Source organism: Escherichia sp. HH41S (assembly GCF_009820115.1).
GTDB classification, from domain to species: Bacteria; Pseudomonadota; Gammaproteobacteria; order Enterobacterales; family Enterobacteriaceae; genus Escherichia; species Escherichia coli_F.
On the sequence record NZ_VNXE01000007.1, the window covers coordinates 53072 to 74894 of the forward strand.

The following is a 21823-nucleotide window of genomic DNA, read 5'->3' on the forward strand; positions in this document are numbered from 1 at the left end:
TTCGATGTCTGTTTCCACCCTCGAGTCAGAAAATGCGCAACCGGTTGCGCAGACTCAAAACAGCGAACTGATTTACCGTCTTGAAGATCGTCCGCCGCTTCCTCAAACTCTGTTTGCCGCCTGCCAGCATCTGCTGGCGATGTTCGTTGCGGTGATCACGCCAGCGCTATTAATCTGCCAGGCGCTGGGTTTACCGGCACAAGACACGCAACACATTATTAGTATGTCGCTGTTTGCCTCCGGTGTGGCGTCGATTATTCAAATTAAGGCCTGGGGTCCGGTTGGCTCCGGGCTGTTGTCTATTCAGGGCACCAGCTTCAACTTTGTTGCCCCGCTGATTATGGGCGGTACAGCGCTTAAGACTGGTGGTGCTGATGTTCCTACCATGATGGCGGCTTTGTTCGGCACGCTGATGCTGGCAAGTTGCACCGAGATGGTGATCTCCCGTGTTCTGCATCTGGCGCGCCGCATTATTACGCCGCTGGTTTCTGGCGTTGTGGTGATGATTATCGGCCTGTCGCTAATTCAGGTTGGGCTAACATCCATTGGCGGCGGTTACGCAGCCATGAGCGATAACACCTTCGGCGCACCGAAAAATCTGTTGCTGGCAGGCGTGGTCTTGGCCTTAATTATCCTGCTTAACCGTCAACGTAACCCATATTTGCGCGTGGCCTCACTGGTGATTGCGATGGCGGCCGGATATGCGCTGGCGTGGTTTATGGGCATGTTGCCAGAAAGCAACGAACCGATGACGCAAGAACTGATTATGGTGCCAACGCCGCTCTATTACGGTCTTGGCATTGAATGGAGTCTGCTGCTACCGCTGATGCTGGTCTTTATGATCACTTCGCTGGAAACCATTGGCGATATCACGGCGACCTCTGACGTTTCCGAACAGCCAGTGTCCGGTCCGCTATACATGAAACGTCTGAAAGGCGGCGTGCTGGCAAACGGTCTGAACTCGTTTGTCTCGGCGGTGTTTAACACTTTCCCGAACTCCTGCTTCGGGCAGAACAACGGTGTGATCCAGTTGACCGGTGTTGCCAGCCGCTATGTCGGTTTTGTCGTCGCGCTGATGTTGATCGTGCTGGGTCTGTTCCCGGCAGTGAGCGGTTTTGTACAACACATTCCAGAACCGGTTCTGGGCGGCGCAACGCTTGTAATGTTTGGCACCATCGCCGCCTCCGGTGTGCGTATCGTTTCTCGTGAGCCGCTGAACCGTCGGGCGATTCTGATTATCGCGCTGTCGCTGGCGGTCGGTCTGGGCGTGTCTCAGCAGCCGCTGATTTTGCAGTTTGCCCCTGAATGGCTGAAAAACCTGCTCTCCTCCGGGATCGCCGCGGGCGGTATTACTGCCATCGTGCTGAATCTGATTTTCCCACCAGAAAAACAGTAATTCACTGACGGCGGTAAGATAATTACCGCCGCAGTCTCACCTCTTTCACCATTCCCGCCTTGAGGATTGCGCGTAAATCGTGCATAACTCCCTTATGTGCATTTCACGGGATGGAAGACCATGAAATTTATTGGGAAGCTGCTTCTCTACATTCTCATCGCTCTGTTAGTGGCGATCGCTGGCCTCTATTTCCTTCTGCAAACCCGCTGGGGAGCAGAACATATCAGCGCATGGGTTTCCGAGAATAGCGACTATCATCTGGCCTTCGGGGCGATGGATCACCGTTTTTCCGCGCCATCTCATATCGTGCTGGAGAACGTCACGTTTGGTCGTGATGGTCAGCCCGCGACCCTGGTGGCAAAAAGTGTCGACATTGCGCTAAGCAGTCGCCAACTGACCGAACCACGCCATGTCGATACCATCCTACTGGAAAACGGGACGCTGAATCTCACCGACCAGACCGCGCCGCTACCGTTCAAAGCCGATCGTCTGCAACTGCGTGATATGGCGTTTAATAGCCCGAATAGCGAATGGAAACTGAGCGCGCAGCGGGTAAATGGTGGCGTGGTTCCGTGGTCACCAGAAGCCGGTAAAGTGCTGGGTACGAAGGCGCAGATTCAGTTTAGTGCCGGATCGCTTTCGCTCAATGATGTTCCTGCCACCAATGTACTCATTGAAGGCAGTATTGATAACGATCGCGTTACGCTGACTAACCTAGGTGCCGACATCGCCCGCGGGACATTAACCGGAAACGCGCAGCGTAACGCCGACGGCAGCTGGCAAGTGGAAAATCTGCGGCTGGCGGATATCCGTCTACAAAGCGAAAAATCGCTAACCGACTTCTTTGCGCCATTACGCTCTGTCCCGTCGTTGCAGATTGGTCGCCTGGAAGTCATTGACGCTCGTCTGCAAGGTCCGGACTGGGCGGTGACCGACCTCGATCTCAGCTTGCGCAACATGACCTTCAGTAAAGATGACTGGCAGACACAGGAAGGCAAACTGTCGATGAACGCCAGCGAGTTCATTTATGGTTCGCTGCATTTATTTGACCCGATTATAAACGCGGAATTTTCCCCGCAGGGCGTAGCACTGCGCCAGTTCACCAGCCGCTGGGAAGGGGGCATGGTCAGAACGTCAGGGAACTGGTTGCGTGACGGGAAAATGTTGATCCTTGATGATGCGGCAATTGCCGGACTGGAATATACCTTGCCAAAAAACTGGCAACAGTTGTGGATGGAAACGACACCCGGTTGGTTAAACAGCCTGCAACTGAAGAGATTTAGCGCCAGCCGCAATCTGATCATTGATATCGACCCTGACTTCCCGTGGCAGCTCACCGCGCTCGATGGTTACGGTGCCAATCTGACGCTGGTTACCGATCATAAATGGGGCGTCTGGAGTGGCTCGGCGAATCTGAATGCCGCCGCCGCAACGTTTAATCGTGTTGATGTCCGTCGTCCGTCGCTGGCGCTAACTGCCAACAGCAGCACGGTGAATATCAGCGAACTGAGTGCATTTACTGAAAAAGGCATTCTGGAAGCCACCGCCAGTGTTTCACAAACGCCACAACGTCAGACCCATATCAGCCTGAATGGACGCGGTGTGCCGGTGAATATTTTGCAACAGTGGGGATGGCCTGAACTACCGTTGACTGGCGACGGCAATATTCAGCTTACCGCCAGTGGCGATATTCAGGTCAATGTCCCGCTGAAACCCACGGTTAACGGGCAATTGCATGCCGTGAACGCCGAGAAACAGCAAGTGACCCAGACCATGAATGCGGGCGTAGTTTCCAGTGGTGAAGTTACGTCGACGGAGCCGGTGCAGTAAAAATAAGGACGCTAGCGGATATCAGCGCTAGCGTTCCCCGTTATTAGCGCAAAATTCCATACTCACTGCACAATAACCATTTCACCGGTTCATCTTCTTCTATCGCCGGAAAACGTCCTCCCGGCTCAAGAAAATAATTATCGTGTTGGTCATCATTTACCATCGAAATTTCCCAGCCGAGAACAAACGCTTTTTCCGCCCAGAAGCGATGATACAGACGCGGCGGCAGGCAAATGCCCTGCCCCGGCTTTAACACCAGCGTTTCACCAGGTTTCATGGTACGCCGCTGACCATCAACATTCACGGTAATGACTCGTTGATCATCACAGAGATTGGCTTCGTTGGCCCAGGCCAACTGCATGCATAAGTCTCCACCGCCCCGATTGAGGATATCTTCCATTTTGTGGGTGTGAAAATGCCAGGGAGTCTGCTGATCTTGTTGGATCTGCAACATTTTCTCAGCATACGGTTTTGGATATGCCGCCGACCCCAGCGCGCCGTTGCGCATCGTTAGCAGTGTTAGTCCCGTTTGGTTGAAATCACCACGACCAAAATCGGTGATATCCCAACCGAGCTGTAAGTCGACTACTTCTTGCCAGTTATCCCGTTCCCGCTGCAGCCAGTCATCCACCGTAAAATAGGCGAACTCTGGCAAACAAACGCGGAAGGTCTGCGCAATGGCATGTGCTTTATCAATAACATAATTAATTTGTGAGCGTTTCATTGGCTTCTCCGTTGCGCATAGCAAGCCAGGCAGCGCCACGCATTCCGCTACTGTCGCCGTGCTGTGCTTTTACAATGGGAGTGGTGAATTGATCGGTGAAAACCAGTGGAGCAACTTCTGCGTTCAGATCGGTAATAAGCAGTTCCACATTCGAAAGCCCGCCGCCGATCACAATCACGCCAGGGTCAACAACGTTAACGATGGTTGCCAGCGTGCGGGCAAGCTGTTGGCGAAAACGTGCCACCTGCTGCATGGCACAAGCATCACCACGTTGTGCCAGGGTGACAATCGCCGCAGGAGTGAGCAAGTTACCAGTCATCTGTTGATAGCGTTCACTAAAACCGCTGCCGGAAACAAACGACTCCACGCAGTTGTGTTTGCCGCAATAGCAACTGACTGATGGACCATCTTCCTGCTCCGTATAGCCTGGCAACGTGATATGACCGCATTCGGCAGCATTTCCCCAGGCCCCTATAAACGGTCGTTGCTTGATGGCAATGCCACCGCCGCAGCCCGTGCCAAGCGTAATACCAAATACCACGTCATAATCTTGCCCGGCACCGTCGCAAGCTTCTGATAGCGCGAAACAGTTACCATCATTGGCTATCACCACCGGTTGCCCAAGCAATTGCTGCAAATCAGCCTGTAACGCATGCCCGTTAATCACCTGAATATTCGCATTTTTAATCAGGCCAGTGAGTGGCGAGATACTGCCGGGTAAGGCGATCCCTGTCAGCATCGGTCGTTGAACGTCCCGCCTAATCTGCTCGATAAGCGCCACAACGCATGAGACAAATTGTTGATATGTCGACTTTTGCGTCGGGCAGCGGTAACGGCGAATCTCCCAGCCATGCGCATCCATGACGACGGCGGCGATTTTGGTCCCACCAATATCCAACCCCAGATAGTGCATATCTCGTTCCTTGTTGCGTAAAAGGCGGGTCACCCCGCCCTTCTGGCTTAGTACAGTGATGCTTTACCGAGCGAACCGAACAGTTTCATTTTGTGGCGAATGACTTCCCGCGCCGCGTTAATCGCATCCGGATAGATGACGTTCGGGTCCCACCAGCTCTCTTTAGCGAGAATTTCACGCACTTTCTGGAAATAGGCGTATTTCATATCGCTGGAGATATTGATTTTGCCGACGCCGAGCGTAACTGATTCAGCAATCTCCGCGTCCGGGTTTGCCGAACCACCGTGCAACACCAATGGAATATCAATGCGCCCGGCAATGTCGCGCAAAATGTCCATTTGCAGCTTCGGCTGCATCCCTTTCGGATAGATGCCGTGTGCCGTACCAATCGCTACCGCCAGTGTGTCGGCCCCTGTACGAGCAATAAAATCGGCGGCTTGCGCCGGATCTGTGTAGGTCACTTGTGAAACTCCACCTTCCACTGACGTTCCTGTTTGTCCGATGGTCCCCAGTTCACCCTCAACCGATACTCCAACCGCGTGAGCGAGGCGAACCACTTCTGCGGTCAGCGCCACGTTTTCTTCATACGGCAGCAGCGAACCGTCGATCATTACTGAGGTAAATCCGCAGCGAATCGCACGCAAAACATGCTCTACAGAGGCACCATGATCGAGGTGCAGTACAAACGGGACCGGACTACGCTGGGTAATTTCGCGAATGTGAGCGAAAAAGGCATCGCCCACAAAATCATGTTCGCTGGGATGGATGGCAATAATCGCCGGGGTATTAGTGGCTTCTGCTTCATCCACGACAGCGCGAAGGAAACAGTTATCCGCCACATTAAATGCGCCAATGGCAAAGCCGTGCTGGCGGGTAGGTTGCAGTAATTCTTTCATCGAAACTAACATGTTAAATCTCCAGTTTCAGCGTGTAGTCCGCCCTGCCGGTGCGTTATTGCACTGGCATAAAGGCCATGACAGAAAATGAATCAGGCTTTGCCGATAGAGCCGCTCGCCTGTAAATACGGTGTAATCGCTTCTTCGAAGGCCAGTTCCATAGCTTTCAGCGCGTCCACCAGTTCAATGGATATATCGTGACAGAGGGTATGCAGGAGCGCGGATTTCCCCCGTTCAAAAATGGCCGCCCCCACGTTGATTTTTGCTACCCCCAGCGTCGTACAGAGCTGGAGCTGATCGAACGGCGTACCGCTACCGCCATGTAATGCCAGAGGCACGCTCGAGCAGTGGAAAATCTCCGCCAGACGCTGAAAATCAATAGCAGGTACAACACCAGGCGCGTACATGCCGTGCGCCGTGCCTACCGAGACGGCCAGTAGATCAATGCCTGTCTGCGCGATAAACGATTCCACATCAGTGGGTTGCGTCATCAGGTCGGCATTGGTGGCCTGGTCGTAACGCGGCGCATCTGCCAGATGGCCCAGTTCGCCTTCCACGCAGAGCTGCGCGCTGGCGGCGAGTTCCACCACCGCCCTGGTCTGGCGCACGTTTTCCTCCAGGGGAAAAGCAGAAGCATCAATCATTAATCCGCTGAAACCAGCACGAAACGCCTGACGAATACAGTCCGGATTTTTGCCATGATCAAGCGCCAGAGCGACCGGTACTGAGGCAGATTCCGCGAGCGTTTTAACCACTGCCGCCGCGACGGGTGCAGGAAAATGCGCCAGATGCCCCTGATAGAGATTGAGAATGATCGGAGCGCGATTCTTCTCCGCCACGCGGATAGCTGCGTGAGCACTTTCCAGATTCATACAGTTGATCGCCAGCAAGGCGTAATGTTCATGCCAGGCTTTCATCACCATACTTTTCATATCGGCAAACATAGGGCCTCCGGTTATTCGAGGGTGAAAGTGATCTCTTCATCTTTCAGCTTTTAATCGCTCAGTTCGTCAAACTCTTCGTCACGTTCCGTTACCGGTTTCTTCCAGAGTGAAAGCATCACGCCACAAATCACCGTGCCTATACCCAGCGCCAGGCAAAACAGCAGAGGATGGGTGAACAAAGGCACAACAAACAGGCCGCCATGCGGAACCGGACTCTCCACGCCCCACACCATGATCAAGCCGCCAGCTACCGCAGAAGCCACCACACAAGATCCCACCACTCGCAGCAAGTCACGCGCGGCGATCGGAATGACTCCTTCAGTGATCATGCAGATCCCCATCGGAAACGCGGCTTTCAGCGCCTCGCGCTCCGCACGGGTGTATTTATGGCGTGTCAGTAAGAACGAAAGTGTGATGCCAAACGGAGGGATGATTGAGCCGACAAATTTCACGGCTTCTGGCCCATAGACGCCGCTGACCAGCAAGCCATCGGAAAACAACGACATTGTTTTATTTACCGGACCACCGAAATCGAAGGTTGCCATCGCGCCAAGTATGGCCCCCATCAGGAAGCGCGATCCGCCCTGCATCGACTCGAGCAAATGAATCAGTGCTTCTTGTAACCAGGCGATGGGTTTACCAATCAGCGTCATCATTAACAGCCCACCGATAATGGTGCTTAATACCGGCAACACCATGATTGGCATGAGTCCTTGCATCGACTGCGGCAGGCGGATATAGCGTTTAAGTAGCAAAATGGTGTAGCCCACCAGGAAACCACCCAACATACCGCCAATAAATCCGGTATGGATTTGCCCGCAGAGAAAGCCGACAATCAGGCCCGGGGCAAATCCGGGACGATCGGCAATAGAATAGGCAATTGCCGCGCTAATCAGCGGCACAATCAGCCCCATTCCCCAGCCGCCAATCTGATTAAGCATCCACGGGATTGTTCCTGTTTTTTCACCAACATCTGTACCGCCAAGAACTTGCCCCAACGCAATACATATCCCGGCGGCCACAATAAGGGGTATCATCCACGAGATGCCGGTTAATAAATGTTTTTTAATTTCCTGTGAAACCGGAATTTTATTGTCTTTCATATTAAGATCCCTCCAGTATAAGGATCATTTGTTTCCCAGTGATTTTTCGACCTTTTCAAGAAATTGAACGGGCGATTTAATGACGATCTCTGTCTTTACTCGCACAATACGTTTATTGGTGAAGCGTTCTTCTCCTTTTATTTTCACATCTACAGCAAGAATCACGACGTCAGCAGCAGAGATATCTGCCGCCTGTAATTCATTTTCTGTACCAATGGTTCTCTGGGTTTCAACTTTAATGGTATGGCCCAGAGCTTTTGCTCCTTTGATTAACTTTTCACGAGCAATATAGGTATGAGCAATACCCGCCGTACAGGCGGCAACACAGACAATATTCATGACATACTCCCTGTTATTTAGCAGACATCGGATTGTGCATACTGACTAAAGAGATCAATGATTTTTTGCGGACTCGTCTCAACTAACAATTGTTCTATGATGTCATCATCCGCCAGCGCGCCCGCGACCTGAGAAAGTAAACGGATATGGGTGGTATTTTGATCTTCAAGACGTACCGCAAATAAAATAATACAGCGCACGCTACTGCCATCCAGCGTTTCCCAGGGAATATCCTGCCGGGTACGGCCAATTGCCAGCGTAGTATTAATCACAGCGGAAGATTTACCATGCGGGATCGCAATATGATTTTCAAAACCAGTCGAGCCTTCCGCTTCGCGCTGCCAGACATCTTTAATAAAGGTTTCCCGACAATCGATCGCACCATCTTTTTTGAGAAGATTAGTTAATTCTTCAATCGCCTCCGCTTTATTCGTCGCTTGCATATCTAAAATAACGCGATTCGTATTCAGGATTTTTGTTATGTCCATTCGTCATACCTCATAAAATTCTGACATTAAATTTCAACGACCCGAGACGTCGCATGATGTAATTTTTCCGTAATCACCATTTCAGTGACCCGCTTAATATCGGCATCATTAAAAAAAGCGGTAACATAAGCGACCGGCATAGTGACTGTAGGCAAATTAATGGTCGAAATAATCAGTTCGATATTGTCAGGCAAAACCTGTGATAAATTCGCTGCTGAAATAACATCAACAATCGTCCATTCAGGAAATGCTCGTAGAATACGGCTTTTCAGTAGATGCGAAGTTCCGATTCCGGTTGAACAGACCAGTAATACACGTTTACGGGCAATTTGCCGCTCCATCGCAGCCTGAAAATGAACGGTCAGGTAACCCACTTCATCCTCGCTCACTGCATTCTCACCCCAAGTTTTAAATACCTGATTCACCACATATTGCGTCAACCGCCAGACATCCGCTAATTCTGCTTTAATATCTTCCAGCAATGGATTACGGATATGAATGCGATAATTTAAACGGTTAATCAGCGGCTTAATATGAACCAACAAGCCATCATATAATGCGCTGTCTTCACTAAAATCGCAGTCCACGATGTCACTGAATACCGTAATTAAACGCCAGGTAATCAGACGCGCTTCATTGCTGGCCTGCATATGTGAAATAATGCTAACATCTTTTTGTCCATCAATCGCCACACCTGATGAAATGATATATTGATAAATAAACCAGACTTCATCATCGGGCAATGTATGTGCAATTCGTTGTTCTATCTTATGAATCATCTGACTGGCAACATTAAAGATATTTTCATCATATTGCCTGGTTTGATCTTCTTCTCTTGATAACGCATTCCCGTGCGTGTTGCGATACATCATAATAAGGATGTGAGTAAAAATGTTAACGTAATAAGGTTCTCCCAAAGACCAACTTAATTCATTTTCCATATCCAGTAACAATGACTGGACAAATAACACTTCTTCCTCTCCAAAATAATGGACTAATGCTTTATAGCTTCCGGGATCCAGACGTGAATACACGACACCTTGCGGCTCATTATGGTTAATAATGCCGTTAATCAGTAATGCCATTGCCTGTCGGACTTGCCCTTCACTACCTTCAATATGCGTACCACTTGGGCTGCGGATCAACGATAACCCCAACGGCGCAAGCCAGGACTCAATTACTCTCAGGTCATTAACAATAGAGGCTCCGCTGATAAAGTAGCGTTCTGACAATTTACTGATCGACGTTTCATTCGGTGTTTCACTTAATAACTGCGACGCTATTTTAACGCGCCTGGCATTATTCATTACACCATCAATCTCTTCACATTCTGCCACCAACAAATGATCAAGATGCAGCAAATCAGCAATATTCTCCGCGCTTAACATCACACCCGCGCCAGCACGCTTCTCAACATTTATTCTCCATTGCCCCAGCCATTGCTCAAGTAAACGTAAATCACGTTGAATGGTTTTTTCCGAAACATTTAAATAGCCGGCAATCGTAACAATAGTCGTATATTCCCTTCGTGGTAGAAGGAATCGTAATAATCTGTTTTGTCGCGAGGTAATCATTTGCATTTTTTACCCTTATCACAGATTAAGAAGCCCCATGAGGAAGAGCTTCAGTTGCCATCTCTGAGGGTAAATATAAAGCAGAATAATTTCACAACAATACTAAAATCTGTCCGTAATCCGGACAGTGATAAAACAAAGCAAGGCGGTTAAGGGATATTTTTCAGCACAGATCACATTTTCGCGATGAATAATCGTGATCATGCTCGCAAATACGATGGAAGAAATATTTATTACCAGATGTGAGATTATTTACCGGATACGACACAAAACCATTCGTATCCGGCATTCTTCAATAGATTACAACGTAATTGTCAGCGCATTCCCTTGAGGCGTCACCACCAGCCCCTGCTCACTTTCAGCCTGCGAACCGCCTTGCAGACCATTTACTTTCACAACATTGCGCAAGCACAGCGTCCAGTTCTTCGCCACGCCCGCACCATTCACAGTAATTGTGTTGCCAGTACGCGCCGCTTTCAGGGTGAAAAGAACGGAACCATCGGCAGCGGGCACTTCACAGATGGCTTCATGCCCGTCTTGCAGATTAAAGAGCTGGAATGCCGTGCCTTCGTGCCACGCGTAATCGGGACGTTGCTCGTTGTTGCCCAGCGCCAGTAGGGTGTTATCACGCACATAAACGGGCAGACTCAGGAAGCCGTGCTGCTGTTTATGCCAGCGACTACCATCGAGTTCATCGTTGTGCCACAGGTGTGTCCAGCGACCTTCCGGCAAGTAGAACTGCACATCGCCCGATTCAGTGAACACAGGCGCAACCATCACGTTGTCGCCTAACATGTATTGACGGTCAAGGTAATCACAAGCCGGATCGTCCGGAAACTCCATCATCATGGCCCGCATCATCGGCGTACCCCGCGCGTTCGCACGAGCAGCCTCACGATACAGATACGGCATCATGCGGCATTTCAGTTGCGTGAAGAAGCGCACCACATCACAGGACTCATCATCATAGGCCCACGGCACACGATAAGATTTGCTGCCGTGTAAACGGCTATGGCTGGAGAGCAAACCAAACGCGCACCAGCGTTTGTAAACGTGCGCCGGAGCGGTATTCTCAAAACCGCCGATATCGTGGCTCCAGAAACCAAAACCTGAAAGGCCAATAGACAAACCACCGCGCAGGCTTTCCGCCATTGATTCGTAGTTAGCGTAACAGTCGCCCCCCCAATGTACCGGGAATTTCTGCGCACCAACGGAGGCCGAGCGGGCAAACAGGACAGCTTCCTCCTCGCCGACGGTTTCCTTGAGCACGTTCCACACCAGTTCATTGTAGATGTACGCATAATGGTTATGCATTTTCTGCGGATCGGAACCGTCAAACCACTGAACATCGGTTGGTATACGTTCGCCAAAGTCGGTCTTAAAGCAATCAACGCCCATCGCGACCAGACCTTTCAGTTTGTCGGCGTACCATTTGCAGGCATCCGGATTGGTAAAGTCATAAATCGCCAGACCTGGCTGCCATTTATCCCACTGCCACAGCGAACCGTCCGGGCGTTTGAGTAAATAACCTTTCTCTTGTAACTCTTTAAAGACAGGGGATTTTTGCCCGATATAGGGGTTAATCCAGACGCAGATTTTTAGCCCTTTCGCTTTCAGGCGGCGGATCATCCCTTCCGGGTCCGGGAAAGTCAGCGGGTCCCACTCAAAATCGCACCACTGGAAGGCTTTCATCCAGAAACAGTCAAAGTGGAAAACATGCAGTGGCAGATTGCGTTCCGCCATACCATCGATAAAGCTGTTTACCGTCGCTTCGTCGTAGTTGGTGGTAAATGAAGTGGTTAGCCACAGGCCGAAGGACCACGCGGGCGGCAGCGCCGGACGACCAGTAAAACGGGTATAACGATCAAGTACCGCTTTCGGCGTCGGGCCGTCGATAACAAAGTATTCGAGATATTCACTCTCAACGCTGAACTGCACTTTGGAGACTTTCTCCGATCCCACTTCAAAAGAGACGCATTGGGGATGATTGACCAGTACACCATAACCACGGTTAGTCATATAGAACGGGATATTTTTATACGCCTGTTCAGTACTTGTGCCGCCGTCCCGGTTCCAGGTCTCTACCGTCTGGCCATTGCGCACCAGGGCCGTAAAGCGCTCTCCCAGACCGTAAACTGTTTCGCCAACGCCAAGATCCAGCCGCTCAAACATATAATTTCGTTGATTATTCGTGTCCTGCACGTAGCCATTATTTTTCACCTGACTACCGGTAATACGTTCGCCGTTGCGCAGAAAATCCAGTGACCAGAACTCACCTTTGCTGACACGCGCACTTAAGTTGCCACTTTTAAACTCAGCGTAACGTTCTGTGTTTTCGATTGTGACCTTCACGTCCTGCAAAATATTGAGCGGGTAATGAGGACCGTTATTCAGCGCCCCCTGAAAATGCTCAATCCGTACACCGACAATACCTTCCTGTGGGGAGAAAAAGCGCAGCGTAAATAAAGGCGTATCAAGCTGCCAGGTACGTTCACGCACATCACGGGGGGCAGCATAGACCACCATTTCATTACCCTGCTGTTCAACCTCGAACACCTGAAGCGGGTGAATCAAATTGAGGCCAGGTTGAATCAACCAGTTTCCGTCGCTAATTTTCATTGCCGTTCCTTAGTTCTGCACTTCTTGAGAGGTGAATTGTTGCTGGCAACGGCGTTTGCCCTGCGCCAGCTGTTCCATAACGGTTTTCAGATTGTGCGTCGTGAGTGAGTAGTAGCGTTTAGCGATAATCGCGCTCAGCAAGTAACAGATCGCCGGAACAATCGTGAATAGCGCGATAATGATGCTAATCGTGGCGCTGTTCTGCGCTTTTTCTGCCGCATCATATCCGCCATAAGCCAGCATCCAGCCGATAAGAGCGCCGCCGAAGGCCAACCCCAGTTTGAGCACAAACAACGTGCCAGCAAAACTGATCCCGGTAAGGCGTTTACCATTACACCACTCGCCGTAGTCGACGGTATCGGACATCATTACCCACTGGATAGGTGTCACCAGTTGATGCAACACACCAATCACGAAGATGAAGACAAACATGGTGATGCTGGCCTGCATAGGAACAAAGAACATCGCCAGGCTAATCACTGCCAGCAGGGCGTTCGTCCACCAGAAGATAGTGACTTTACATTTCCAGTCGGTCAGCGGTTTCGCCAGTGCGGAACCAATCAGGTTACCCACGCAATAAGTGGTAAGAAAAGCGACAAACACTTCCGGCGTACCCAAAATCCATGTGACGTAATACATCATCGCCCCGCCGCGTACGCACACCGCCAGAATATTGAAAATGGTCAGGAAACCGACAATACGCCACTGGTCGTTTTGCCAGATATCACGTAAATCTTCCCGCATAGACGTCGTTGTGGGTGGTGCTTCAACGCGTTCTTTAGTGGTGAAGAAACAAAATGCCAGCATCATAAATGCCACCACGGAAAGGACCGCGATACCGCCCTGGAAACCGAGTGGTTTATTATCACCACCAATTAAATTAACCAGTGGCATCATCAGCACAGTAGAGAGCATGCCTCCCGCTGTCGCCAGCACAAAACGCCAGGATTGCAGCGAGATACGCTGAGTCGGGTCATTGGTGATTACACCACCCAATGCGCAGTAAGGGATATTGACGATGGTATAAAGTAAGGTAAGTAGGGTGTAAGTAATTGCTGCATAAATCATTTTTCCGTTCATACTGAGATCTGGCGTGCTATAGGCCAGTACACAGACGATCCCGAATGGCAGTGCGCCAAACAGTACCCATGGACGAAATTTACCCCAGCGAGAGCGCGTTCGATCGGCCAACAACCCCATGCAAGGATCGGAAATCGCATCCAGTGCACGAGCGACCAAAAACATGGTTCCGACAAATCCGGCAGGAATGCCAAAAATATCGGTATAAAAGAACATCATATATAACATTACGTTATCGAAAATAATGTGGCTGGCGGCGTCTCCCATGCCATAACCAATTTTCTCTTTAACGGACAACACTTCACTCTTCATCTGCTTTTCCTTGATGCTATAGGGGTGCTGAGACCGATAACGCATTTTGTAAACCATCCCTGTGAGAGCGAATATTCCGATATCTGGTTATTAATTTATGATTCTTGTTTTATGTGATCGTGGTAGCGTAAATTACGCTCATATATCATTGTAAAGTATGGGTTTTATATGAACTATAATGCTTTCGTGATAATACGCTGCATGTATTAAGCGGAAAAAACTGATCTGGGGGATGTAGAAACTCAAGGAAGTAGCTATAATGCGCCCCGCCTCCATGTAGCAATCGAGGCGCGGAAGATCGTCGTCTCCGGTGAGGCGGCTGGACTTCAAATCCAGTTGGGGCCGCCAGCGGTCCCGGGCAGGTTCGACTCCTGTGATCTTCCGCCAAACCTCATCCAGCCAGTTCCGAGACACTCCATAAAATCATTTATATTCAATGCGATGAATAATCAGCTTGTCCGTAATAGTCCGAGATCATCTCCCTGAATCCGCGAAAAATATGTATAGTAATGTGTATAGATTTTTTATACGTAGTTTTCAGTTATACACATGGCCCTAACCGATATACAGATCAAACGTGCAAAACCACAAGACAAACCATACACATTAAACGATGGACAAGGTCTGTCATTGCTTATCAATCCCGATGGCTCGAAAGGCTGGCGTTTCCGTTTCCGGTTTGCAGGGAAAGCGCGGTTAATGTCATTTGGCAGCTACGATTTAGTAAGCCTCGCAGAAGCACGTGAGAAACGCGATACGGCTCGTAAGCAGGTAGCAAACGGCATTGATCCAGTAGCAGAGCGTAAGGCTCAGAAAATTGCTCAGAAATTATCAACTGAAAACTCTTTTGAGGCCGTTAGCAGAGAATGGCATGCAGCAAAAGCAGATCGCTGGACTTTAGCTTATCGCGAAGAAATTATTAAAACATTTGAACAGGATGTTTTTCCTTTCATTGGTAAACGGCCAATAGCTGAAATTAAACCCCTAGAACTGCTTGAAGTTCTTAAACGCATAGAAAAACGTGGAGCGTTGGAGAAAACCAGAAAAGTACGTCAACGATGCGGAGAGGTGTTTCGCTACGCGATCATCACTGGCCGCGCTGAATACAATCCAGCACCTGATTTAGCTATCGCATTAGCTGTACCGAAGCAAAAACATCATCCTTTTCTATCAGCAGAAGAACTCCCTCATTTTGTCAGAGATCTTGAGGCTTACACAGGTAGCATAATCACTAAAAATGCAACTAAAATTGTGATGCTTACTGGAGTCAGGACACAGGAAATGCGTTTTGCCACTTGGGACGAAATTGATTTACAAAAAAAGGTATGGGAAATACCGGCCGAACGAATGAAAATGCGCCGACCACATCTTGTACCACTCTCCACTCAAGTAGTTGAAATTTTTCAACAACTCAAGCTAATCACCAAAAACTATCCATATATTTTTATCGGCCGTAATAATCACACTAAGCCAATTTCTAAAGAAAGTGTATCCCAAGTAATAGAATTACTTGGCTATAAAGGAAGAGCTACGGGCCACGGATTCCGCCATACAATGTCTACTATTTTGCATGAGTACGGATTTAACAGCGAATGGATAGAATTACAATTGGCTCATGTTGATAAGAATAGTATTCGAGGCACTTATAATCATGCCCAATATTTAGAAAAGAGAAGTTCTATGATGCAGTGGTACAGTGATTATATCCTTAATAGAGATAAAACATAGAATAATAGAAGTTAATGCTGTATACTGTAAATTAACAATATAGTAAGGATTGAAAATGAAGAAGACAGTACTTATAACTGATTTAGATAACACACTATTCGACTGGTTTAGCGTTTGGTATCATAGCTTTAATGCAATGCTAAATAAAGTCGTTGAGATTTCCGGTTTTTCTAAAGACGAGCTTATTGCACAGATAAAACCGATTCATCAAAAATATGGTACTGCCGAATACTCTTTTATTCTAGAAAGCATACCTCTTTTACAAGAAAAATATGGTGATAGAAACTCCATCAATTTAGTTATGGATGATGCTATACACGCTTTCAGAAGTGAGAGAAAGAAATATCTTTCTCTGTACCCAACAGTAATGGACACTTTGAGTGTATTAAAAAGTAAAGGGTGTTATATTGTCGCGTATACTGAATCCAAAGCTTATTACTCCAATTTCCGCTTAACAAGATTAGGATTAGATGGTGTGATTGATGTCCTTTTCTCTCCTGAAGATCATGAAATCCCTGATGGTGAGAAAAAACAAGATAAATATAATCTAATGCTGACAAAGCAAGAATATACACCTATTGATGAAATTAAACCAAACCCACAACTTCTTCTGGACATAATAAAATCAATTGGTGCCACACCAGAAGAGTGTGTATATATAGGTGACAGTGAAATGAAAGATATAGAAATGGCCCAAAAAGCAAACGTATCAGATGTTTTTGCAAGCTATGGAACGAATCATTTTGAAGAGAACAAGGAGGGATATGAATTACTCCGTGCGGTAACCCACTGGACTGATGCTGATGTTGAAAGGGAAAGAAAAATTAAAGAAAATGCCTTCGGAGCAAAACCCACATATGTAGCCAAACAATTTTCAGATATTTTGTCTTTTTTTGAATTTACCAAATTTAAAGGAAAATAGAATGAACGATCTAGAATTAAAGAAACATGATGACGCTATAAAATTAGAAAATCTCAAGTTGAAAATTGATATCTGGAAGACAGTTGTTGACGTTCAGAAACATTTTAATGATCTTGAGATGAAGGTTAGAAACTTCGGAATTTTGATCTTGTCTGCATTTATTGGTGCAATTGGTGTAAGCTTTAATTCCGGCGCTGAATTTATAGCCTTTGGCAATCATTACTCTGTTGCTGCCATTCTTGCTTTCGGGGCATCTGTTGTTTGGTTGTTATTTTATTTTGTTGACGTTTACTGGTATCACCCATTACTTCTTGGAGCTGTAAAGAAAGGTTCAGAACTCGAAAAAGAAATTGCATCCGACATCCCAGGAATTAATCTTACAGAAACCATAGGAAAAAGTAGCCCAAAAGATATTTTGCTCTGGAAAAATATGCATAGTACTGGAAAAGCTAACCTTTTCTACTTTGGGGTTTTAGCTGTTCTGTTAACTATTTTTATTTCTCTACTGTGCTTTAAAGCCCCGCAAAAGACAAATCAACTAAATGAATTAAATATTAAAGCAAATTGCACTAGAAACAGTAATTACAATGGAGTTAATTGCATTATCGCATCACAGCCAAGTGACAACAAATAGTGCACTTTATCACTCTTTACCCCAACTGCATGTACTTACCTTGTGAGCACAGAGACGCGCTATAAATAAACACTTTACTGCTGGCGGGCGGTGCTTTCCCCGCCTCGCCCGCCCGCTTTGCAGGGCGGTTTTAATGCAGTTGCACAGTCACGCTCAGGCTGCGCCGGGAATGGCGCGGTCTGCAGAAAATGAGGCAGGAAAACGCATGCAAAGCCATGCACCTTATCGATGCATGGCTTTTTTCAGTAAAAACGGGCGGATTTTCGGGGAATTTTACACAGACTGACGTGATGCCAGTTGCGCACTTTTACGCGAAAAAATCATGTTCTGCGCAGGAGTGAATTTTTCACGGCTGTCATCCACCGAAGCCGCGTCAGGCCTGAATCCGATGGCCGTTAAAATGTCGCTATCCTGTACGGAATAATTAATTTTTTCACCCTTCGCAAGCCAGGACAGAAGGGCTTCACGCAGGGCATCTGTGGCACGCTGTATGGCACAGTTTCGGGCAATGGCCGTCAGCTCACTGTAGCCCATCAGCTCCGGTGCCAGTGCCGCCGCCAGTGCTGTGCCGTGCTGCTGCATAAAATCATTCAGCCGGTCGCGGATGCTGATGTGCTGAACGGCTTCATGCGAACGAATATAACGACCGGCGGCCTGATTCACCTGCCATTTTCTGACTTCGATAATATTGCGTAATTCGTCCAGGCGACTGACGTTTCTGCCTTCTCCTGACAGAAGCCGCAGATATTCCTGTTCGGCCGCTGCCAGCTCATTTTTGCGTTGCAGCCATGCTGCTTTGTTATTCTGACAGGTGTCAAAGGCCTGCTGTAAGGCTGTGCTTTCCATCGTTATCTCTTTCTCATCATGCTGAAGAATAAAAATACGGTGTGCGGCGACGGCCGGTGTTAACCGGCAGCCCTCATTCCAGACGCAGCGAATATGATTGTGTTTTTAAGCGTACTGGCGGCAGTTCCTGTTTTTCATGCAGGCGTTCTGCCAGTTCGTCCGGCGTGACCGGGCGGACAATGAAACGGTTGATGGTCTGAAGCGTTTTAAACACCAGACCACAGCCCGGATCCGTGCACACATAAAAACGCTCGGTGACTTCCTGAGACAGACGCCGCGATGTTCTTGACAGTGCAAGGCCTTTACATCTCCGACAACAATATCCGGTAACAAGCATTCTTTTCGGGCGTTTCATACTGCCGGAGGCTGACGTCAGTGAATCGCGGTATCTCTGTTTGCCTGAAATGTATTCCATTCCTGAATCTTTACTGTCAGAGAAAAAGCTTTCACTCGCTTCAAATGTCGCAGAGCAATAAATATTCCGGCACTGTGCAATCATTATCTTGGTGCCATCGTCCATGAAATGTGCGCGACGGGTGTGAGCAACATGTCCACACGACGGGCAGTAAATCATGACAGCAGTCCTCTGGCCTTAAGCTCTGCTCCCTGCTGGTCTATTTTGTCCTGCCACACCTTGCGCTGTGCCGGTGTGCCTGCCACCTCATAATCCATGTGCGGGAGTGTTGCCGGTGACAGTCCGGTCAGCCGGAGAACCGGCTCACCGGTGAGGCTGATTTGCATCTGTTTAATTTTCTGTTCCAGCGATGATTCCACCTGCTGCATGACAGCCTTTTCCGGTGCGACGTAGCCCTGATGGCCGGTGGTGTTGGCGAGCGGATTTTCCTGTACCAGGATGCTCAGATGCATTGCCCGGACAAGCGCCTCACAGGTTTCATTCAGGGCGTGTTCCAGCTCATGCTCTGCATACAGACTCAGAAGGTGATGATGTGCCTTCCGGTAGGCGGTGGCCGTGCTGTCACACGCCCCTTTCAGGCGTTCACGTTCGAAATTCAGCACCACGGCCAGATTGTCATATTCCTGTACCAGCTCCCGGCGTGCCACGCGCTCAATGTGGCGCTGTTTCAGCTCGTCGCTCAGGACACCACCGGCTGCACGAAAGGCCGTGCGCCAGTCGTCAGCGTCGTTTCCGTCGGCCTGCGCCAGCGCATTTTTTTCCTGCTCTGCCCGTTCAATGGCCGTGACGGTCTCATCCATCAGACGGGCGTTCTCAAGATGGGCGGCTCTGGCCTTTTCCAGTTGTGCCAGTGCGGGTTGCAGATATTCAGGGATGGTGTTGTCAGACATTTTCCGGCTCCTCGTCACTTCAGGTTGAGAAAATTGTGACGTACACCGGACAACAACACGACGCATTGCAGATGTGCCAGCCCTGACACAGGAGACTCATCCTCAGACCGGCAAGCCAGGAAAAGGTCGCAGGAAAAACCGGCTTACTGTTTGTTTTTTTATATTTTACTGTTCACCTCTGTTCACCATAAGAAAAAAGATAAGTAATACAGTAAGTTAAAGGGTGAACAATCGCAGTAATGACTGTTCACCGTCTGTTCACCACTGTTCACCCGTTCATGGACTTTTTGTGCTGTTTATTACTTTTTATTTTTATTAATTCACTGAAATAAATAAGAAAAAACAATTTGTATTTCACTATAAAAAATTCCAGGTCCTTCAGAACCCTTTGAGACCCTTCCAGTCCGGATGGATAAAAAACACACAGCCATTGTAAGGCTGCCTGAACAAATCCCCCCTGTTGCGTCTGCTGAAAATATTCACAAAATAAAGCGCTACCCGAAGCCGGACGGACTTATCCGGTGCTGTATGGACATTAACGAGGTAGCCCGATGCAAGCTGTTTTTTCTTCCCCGTCTCCCGCCCCTGTGACGCCACTGATGCCGCTGCCGGACATCACGCAGGAGCGTTTTTTACGTCTGCCGGAAGTGATGTACCTGTGCGGCCTGTCACGCTCGACCATCTATGAACTCATCCGTAAGGGGGAATTTCCGCCGCAGGTGAGCCTTGGCGGTAAAAATGTGGCCTGGCTGCACTCTGAAGTCACTGCATGGATGGCCGGGCGCATTGCCGGACGCAAACGGGGGTACGACGCATGATGATGCCCGCTCTGCAAAAACGCCCTTTTTCTGGCTTGCCTTTTTCCGGCATTTGCGGATATAGTTTTTCCGCTGCCGCAAAATCGGCAGCCGGGCGTGGAAACCCGAGCAATTCACAGGCGACATATGACGCGCCATGCGTCTTTTTTTGTGTCGCAATCAACGCCACAGAGCGCCAGATTATGGTGTGGTGTGTGGTCAGTCGTGCAGATGGCATTCCGTGCATCCTGCCCGCGTCCGCTCATTATGCCGCAGAGTCAATGGTAGCTCAGGCGGGGCAGCCTCCGGGCTGGCCGGTATCCTGTGAAGCCGGTATTTCCACCCCCGTCTGGGCTATCGCCATCGAGCGTGGAAACTCCGGCGATAGCGTTATTTGCTATTCACAGGAGGCTGCCATCATGGCTACAACCCTTACCCCCTCACACCCTGAATTTGTCTTTGTGTTTGCGGCTGTCCGTCGCGCAGACCGTCATCCCCGTATCTGTATGCTTCGCACCGTCGCCGGTGATGAACGCAGCGCCCGCCGTTCCCTTGTCCGTGACTATGTGCTCTCCCTTGCTGCCCGTCTGCCGGTGATGGAGGTGTCCCGTGCGTAATAAAAAAGCCCCTCAGACCGTCTCAGCGCGTCATGACGCCCGTGAACACCTCAGCATTGAGGCTTACCATAAGCTCAACCGCGCCAGCGCCGTATCCCGGTTTGTTGGGGGTGATTTGATTCACCGTGAACTCTCCGGCCTGCATCAGCTCTACATTCCGCATATTTTCAGCTACCTGAATGAAGATATTGATTTTGTGCTGAATGAGCTGAAAGCCAAAGGCCTGTGCCGCGATTTTCTCGCCCAGCAGAAAGACCGGGGAGACAGGACGCATGTTTGATTTTCCCCAGCCCGGTGAGATTTACCGTTCTGCCGGTTTTCCCGATGTGGCCGTGGTCGGCATTCTGGAAGACGGTATTCCGTGGGAAATGCCGTACCGCTGCCCGGACATTGTCTGGAACCCGTACCGCCGTAAATTCAGTATCCTTGTGCGTATCCTCGCTGACGGGCGCACCACAGACATCCCGCTGGGGCGTTTTCTGCGGGAATTTACCTGTGACCGTCCTGACCTGTTTAAACGCAGCCCCGTAAACCGGCATGCGGTACTGAAAGAAATGGCCGGAGACCCGGAATTACAGAAATGGCGGGAGAAATATCTGGATATTTACCCGCAGGACCCTGTTCCGGTCAGCCGGGCGGCACCGGTGGCGCGGGAATGGCGGGAAATTCCCCGCACGGAGCCTGACCCGGAAATCACCCCGGATAACAGTTACCGCAATTATCTGTAATTAAAAAACGACACCCGAAAAATTAAAT

General features: G+C 49.2%; 22 protein-coding genes and 1 tRNA gene. 10 read left to right on the forward strand and 13 right to left on the reverse strand.

Annotated features, from left to right (window positions below; translation table 11 throughout):
• Positions 1 to 4: 4 nt before the first annotated feature.
• Entirely contained in the window at positions 5 to 1396 is a 1392-nt protein-coding gene (gene xanP / locus FQZ95_RS01320) for a xanthine/proton symporter XanP (protein WP_001295238.1), read from the forward strand.
• Positions 1397 to 1516: 120 nt separating this feature from the next.
• Entirely contained in the window at positions 1517 to 3226 is a 1710-nt protein-coding gene (locus FQZ95_RS01325; protein ID WP_160529790.1) for an AsmA family protein, read from the forward strand.
• 43 nt (positions 3227 to 3269) lie between these two features.
• Here the strand turns inward: FQZ95_RS01325 and FQZ95_RS01330 are convergent, their stop codons facing one another.
• The 10 genes from FQZ95_RS01330 to FQZ95_RS01375 form a co-directional block, all read right to left on the reverse strand.
• Positions 3270 to 3950, reverse strand: a complete 681-nt coding sequence (locus FQZ95_RS01330) for a D-lyxose/D-mannose family sugar isomerase (protein WP_088541994.1) — start codon at positions 3948 to 3950, stop codon at positions 3270 to 3272.
• The gene (locus FQZ95_RS01335; protein ID WP_032185489.1) at positions 3931 to 4863 is read right to left on the reverse strand and encodes an ROK family protein; all 933 of its coding nucleotides are present in this window, start codon (positions 4861 to 4863) and stop codon (positions 3931 to 3933) included. The genes FQZ95_RS01330 and FQZ95_RS01335 overlap by 20 nt, the downstream gene beginning before the upstream one ends.
• Positions 4864 to 4910: 47 nt before the next feature.
• Positions 4911 to 5771: a ketose-bisphosphate aldolase gene (locus FQZ95_RS01340; protein WP_032185490.1), complete on the reverse strand. Its 861-nt coding sequence runs from the start codon at positions 5769 to 5771 to the stop codon at positions 4911 to 4913.
• 80 nt (positions 5772 to 5851) lie between these two features.
• The gene (locus FQZ95_RS01345; protein ID WP_160529791.1) at positions 5852 to 6703 is read right to left on the reverse strand and encodes a class II fructose-bisphosphate aldolase; all 852 of its coding nucleotides are present in this window, start codon (positions 6701 to 6703) and stop codon (positions 5852 to 5854) included.
• 50 nt (positions 6704 to 6753) lie between these two features.
• Entirely contained in the window at positions 6754 to 7806 is a 1053-nt protein-coding gene (locus FQZ95_RS01350; RefSeq protein ID WP_160529792.1) for a PTS fructose transporter subunit IIC, read from the reverse strand.
• A 24-nt stretch (positions 7807 to 7830) separates the two neighbouring features.
• Positions 7831 to 8145, reverse strand: a complete 315-nt coding sequence (locus FQZ95_RS01355) for a PTS fructose transporter subunit IIB (protein ID WP_021513873.1) — start codon at positions 8143 to 8145, stop codon at positions 7831 to 7833.
• A gap of 17 nt (positions 8146 to 8162) precedes the next feature.
• Positions 8163 to 8633, reverse strand: a complete 471-nt coding sequence (locus FQZ95_RS01360; protein WP_000355546.1) for a PTS sugar transporter subunit IIA — start codon at positions 8631 to 8633, stop codon at positions 8163 to 8165.
• Positions 8634 to 8659: 26 nt separating this feature from the next.
• Positions 8660 to 10213 (reverse strand): BglG family transcription antiterminator, encoded by a 1554-nt coding sequence (locus FQZ95_RS01365; RefSeq protein WP_001314234.1) that lies wholly within the window; start codon positions 10211 to 10213, stop codon positions 8660 to 8662.
• A 294-nt stretch (positions 10214 to 10507) separates the two neighbouring features.
• Complete coding sequence (gene yicI / locus FQZ95_RS01370; RefSeq protein ID WP_032185493.1) at positions 10508 to 12826, reverse strand: alpha-xylosidase; 2319 nt, start codon at positions 12824 to 12826, stop codon at positions 10508 to 10510.
• 9 nt (positions 12827 to 12835) lie between these two features.
• Positions 12836 to 14218 carry a glycoside-pentoside-hexuronide family transporter gene (locus tag FQZ95_RS01375; RefSeq protein ID WP_000834421.1) on the reverse strand — a complete coding sequence of 461 codons (1383 nt, stop codon included), beginning with the start codon at positions 14216 to 14218 and terminating at the stop codon, positions 12836 to 12838.
• A gap of 292 nt (positions 14219 to 14510) precedes the next feature.
• Here FQZ95_RS01375 and FQZ95_RS01380 point away from each other — a divergent pair.
• The 4 genes from FQZ95_RS01380 to FQZ95_RS01395 all read left to right on the forward strand — a co-directional run bounded on the left by FQZ95_RS01380 (position 14511) and on the right by FQZ95_RS01395 (position 17502).
• Positions 14511 to 14605: transfer RNA gene (locus FQZ95_RS01380), tRNA-Sec, on the forward strand.
• A gap of 162 nt (positions 14606 to 14767) precedes the next feature.
• Complete coding sequence (locus FQZ95_RS01385) at positions 14768 to 15946, forward strand: tyrosine-type recombinase/integrase (RefSeq protein WP_160529793.1); 1179 nt, start codon at positions 14768 to 14770, stop codon at positions 15944 to 15946.
• A gap of 55 nt (positions 15947 to 16001) precedes the next feature.
• Positions 16002 to 16868: an HAD family hydrolase gene (locus FQZ95_RS01390; protein ID WP_000754434.1), complete on the forward strand. Its 867-nt coding sequence runs from the start codon at positions 16002 to 16004 to the stop codon at positions 16866 to 16868.
• A gap of 1 nt (position 16869) precedes the next feature.
• Entirely contained in the window at positions 16870 to 17502 is a 633-nt protein-coding gene (locus FQZ95_RS01395) for a hypothetical protein (protein WP_000998640.1), read from the forward strand.
• A gap of 273 nt (positions 17503 to 17775) precedes the next feature.
• Here FQZ95_RS01395 and FQZ95_RS01400 read toward each other — a convergent pair whose 3' ends face one another.
• From FQZ95_RS01400 to FQZ95_RS01410, 3 genes are all read right to left on the reverse strand, one after another.
• Positions 17776 to 18348 (reverse strand): phage polarity suppression protein, encoded by a 573-nt coding sequence (locus FQZ95_RS01400; RefSeq protein WP_000446136.1) that lies wholly within the window; start codon positions 18346 to 18348, stop codon positions 17776 to 17778.
• 73 nt (positions 18349 to 18421) lie between these two features.
• Positions 18422 to 18922 (reverse strand): ogr/Delta-like zinc finger family protein, encoded by a 501-nt coding sequence (locus FQZ95_RS01405; protein ID WP_000638634.1) that lies wholly within the window; start codon positions 18920 to 18922, stop codon positions 18422 to 18424.
• Entirely contained in the window at positions 18919 to 19653 is a 735-nt protein-coding gene (locus tag FQZ95_RS01410; protein ID WP_061348471.1) for a hypothetical protein, read from the reverse strand. Before FQZ95_RS01410 ends, FQZ95_RS01405 begins: the two co-directional genes overlap by 4 nt.
• A gap of 551 nt (positions 19654 to 20204) precedes the next feature.
• On the opposite strand from FQZ95_RS01410, the gene FQZ95_RS01415 reads away from it, so the two are divergent.
• The 4 genes from FQZ95_RS01415 to FQZ95_RS01430 are packed head-to-tail and all read left to right on the forward strand — an operon-like array spanning position 20205 to position 21795.
• The gene (locus FQZ95_RS01415; RefSeq protein ID WP_160529794.1) at positions 20205 to 20471 is read left to right on the forward strand and encodes a helix-turn-helix transcriptional regulator; all 267 of its coding nucleotides are present in this window, start codon (positions 20205 to 20207) and stop codon (positions 20469 to 20471) included.
• Entirely contained in the window at positions 20468 to 21067 is a 600-nt protein-coding gene (locus FQZ95_RS01420) for a host cell division inhibitor Icd-like protein (RefSeq protein WP_160529795.1), read from the forward strand. The genes FQZ95_RS01415 and FQZ95_RS01420 overlap by 4 nt, the downstream gene beginning before the upstream one ends.
• A complete protein-coding gene (locus FQZ95_RS01425) occupies positions 21060 to 21347 on the forward strand; it encodes a hypothetical protein (RefSeq protein WP_001244670.1) in 288 nt (95 codons plus the stop codon). The genes FQZ95_RS01420 and FQZ95_RS01425 overlap by 8 nt, the downstream gene beginning before the upstream one ends.
• Positions 21340 to 21795: a hypothetical protein gene (locus FQZ95_RS01430; protein WP_000459294.1), complete on the forward strand. Its 456-nt coding sequence runs from the start codon at positions 21340 to 21342 to the stop codon at positions 21793 to 21795. The genes FQZ95_RS01425 and FQZ95_RS01430 overlap by 8 nt, the downstream gene beginning before the upstream one ends.
• The last annotated feature ends 28 nt before the right edge of the window (positions 21796 to 21823 follow it).

Coding starts and splice junctions, on each gene's coding strand:
- xanP (WP_001295238.1), top strand. CDS start 5: ATGTCTGTTTCCACCCTCGAGTCAGAAAATGCGCAACCGGTTGCGCAG.
- FQZ95_RS01325 (WP_160529790.1), top strand. CDS start 1,517: ATGAAATTTATTGGGAAGCTGCTTCTCTACATTCTCATCGCTCTGTTA.
- FQZ95_RS01330 (WP_088541994.1), bottom strand. CDS start 3,950: ATGAAACGCTCACAAATTAATTATGTTATTGATAAAGCACATGCCATT.
- FQZ95_RS01335 (WP_032185489.1), bottom strand. CDS start 4,863: ATGCACTATCTGGGGTTGGATATTGGTGGGACCAAAATCGCCGCCGTC.
- FQZ95_RS01340 (WP_032185490.1), bottom strand. CDS start 5,771: ATGTTAGTTTCGATGAAAGAATTACTGCAACCTACCCGCCAGCACGGC.
- FQZ95_RS01345 (WP_160529791.1), bottom strand. CDS start 6,703: ATGTTTGCCGATATGAAAAGTATGGTGATGAAAGCCTGGCATGAACAT.
- FQZ95_RS01350 (WP_160529792.1), bottom strand. CDS start 7,806: ATGAAAGACAATAAAATTCCGGTTTCACAGGAAATTAAAAAACATTTA.
- FQZ95_RS01355 (WP_021513873.1), bottom strand. CDS start 8,145: ATGAATATTGTCTGTGTTGCCGCCTGTACGGCGGGTATTGCTCATACC.
- FQZ95_RS01360 (WP_000355546.1), bottom strand. CDS start 8,633: ATGGACATAACAAAAATCCTGAATACGAATCGCGTTATTTTAGATATG.
- FQZ95_RS01365 (WP_001314234.1), bottom strand. CDS start 10,213: ATGCAAATGATTACCTCGCGACAAAACAGATTATTACGATTCCTTCTA.
- yicI (WP_032185493.1), bottom strand. CDS start 12,826: ATGAAAATTAGCGACGGAAACTGGTTGATTCAACCTGGCCTCAATTTG.
- FQZ95_RS01375 (WP_000834421.1), bottom strand. CDS start 14,218: ATGAAGAGTGAAGTGTTGTCCGTTAAAGAGAAAATTGGTTATGGCATG.
- FQZ95_RS01385 (WP_160529793.1), top strand. CDS start 14,768: ATGGCCCTAACCGATATACAGATCAAACGTGCAAAACCACAAGACAAA.
- FQZ95_RS01390 (WP_000754434.1), top strand. CDS start 16,002: ATGAAGAAGACAGTACTTATAACTGATTTAGATAACACACTATTCGAC.
- FQZ95_RS01395 (WP_000998640.1), top strand. CDS start 16,870: ATGAACGATCTAGAATTAAAGAAACATGATGACGCTATAAAATTAGAA.
- FQZ95_RS01400 (WP_000446136.1), bottom strand. CDS start 18,348: ATGGAAAGCACAGCCTTACAGCAGGCCTTTGACACCTGTCAGAATAAC.
- FQZ95_RS01405 (WP_000638634.1), bottom strand. CDS start 18,922: ATGATTTACTGCCCGTCGTGTGGACATGTTGCTCACACCCGTCGCGCA.
- FQZ95_RS01410 (WP_061348471.1), bottom strand. CDS start 19,653: ATGTCTGACAACACCATCCCTGAATATCTGCAACCCGCACTGGCACAA.
- FQZ95_RS01415 (WP_160529794.1), top strand. CDS start 20,205: ATGCAAGCTGTTTTTTCTTCCCCGTCTCCCGCCCCTGTGACGCCACTG.
- FQZ95_RS01420 (WP_160529795.1), top strand. CDS start 20,468: ATGATGATGCCCGCTCTGCAAAAACGCCCTTTTTCTGGCTTGCCTTTT.
- FQZ95_RS01430 (WP_000459294.1), top strand. CDS start 21,340: ATGTTTGATTTTCCCCAGCCCGGTGAGATTTACCGTTCTGCCGGTTTT.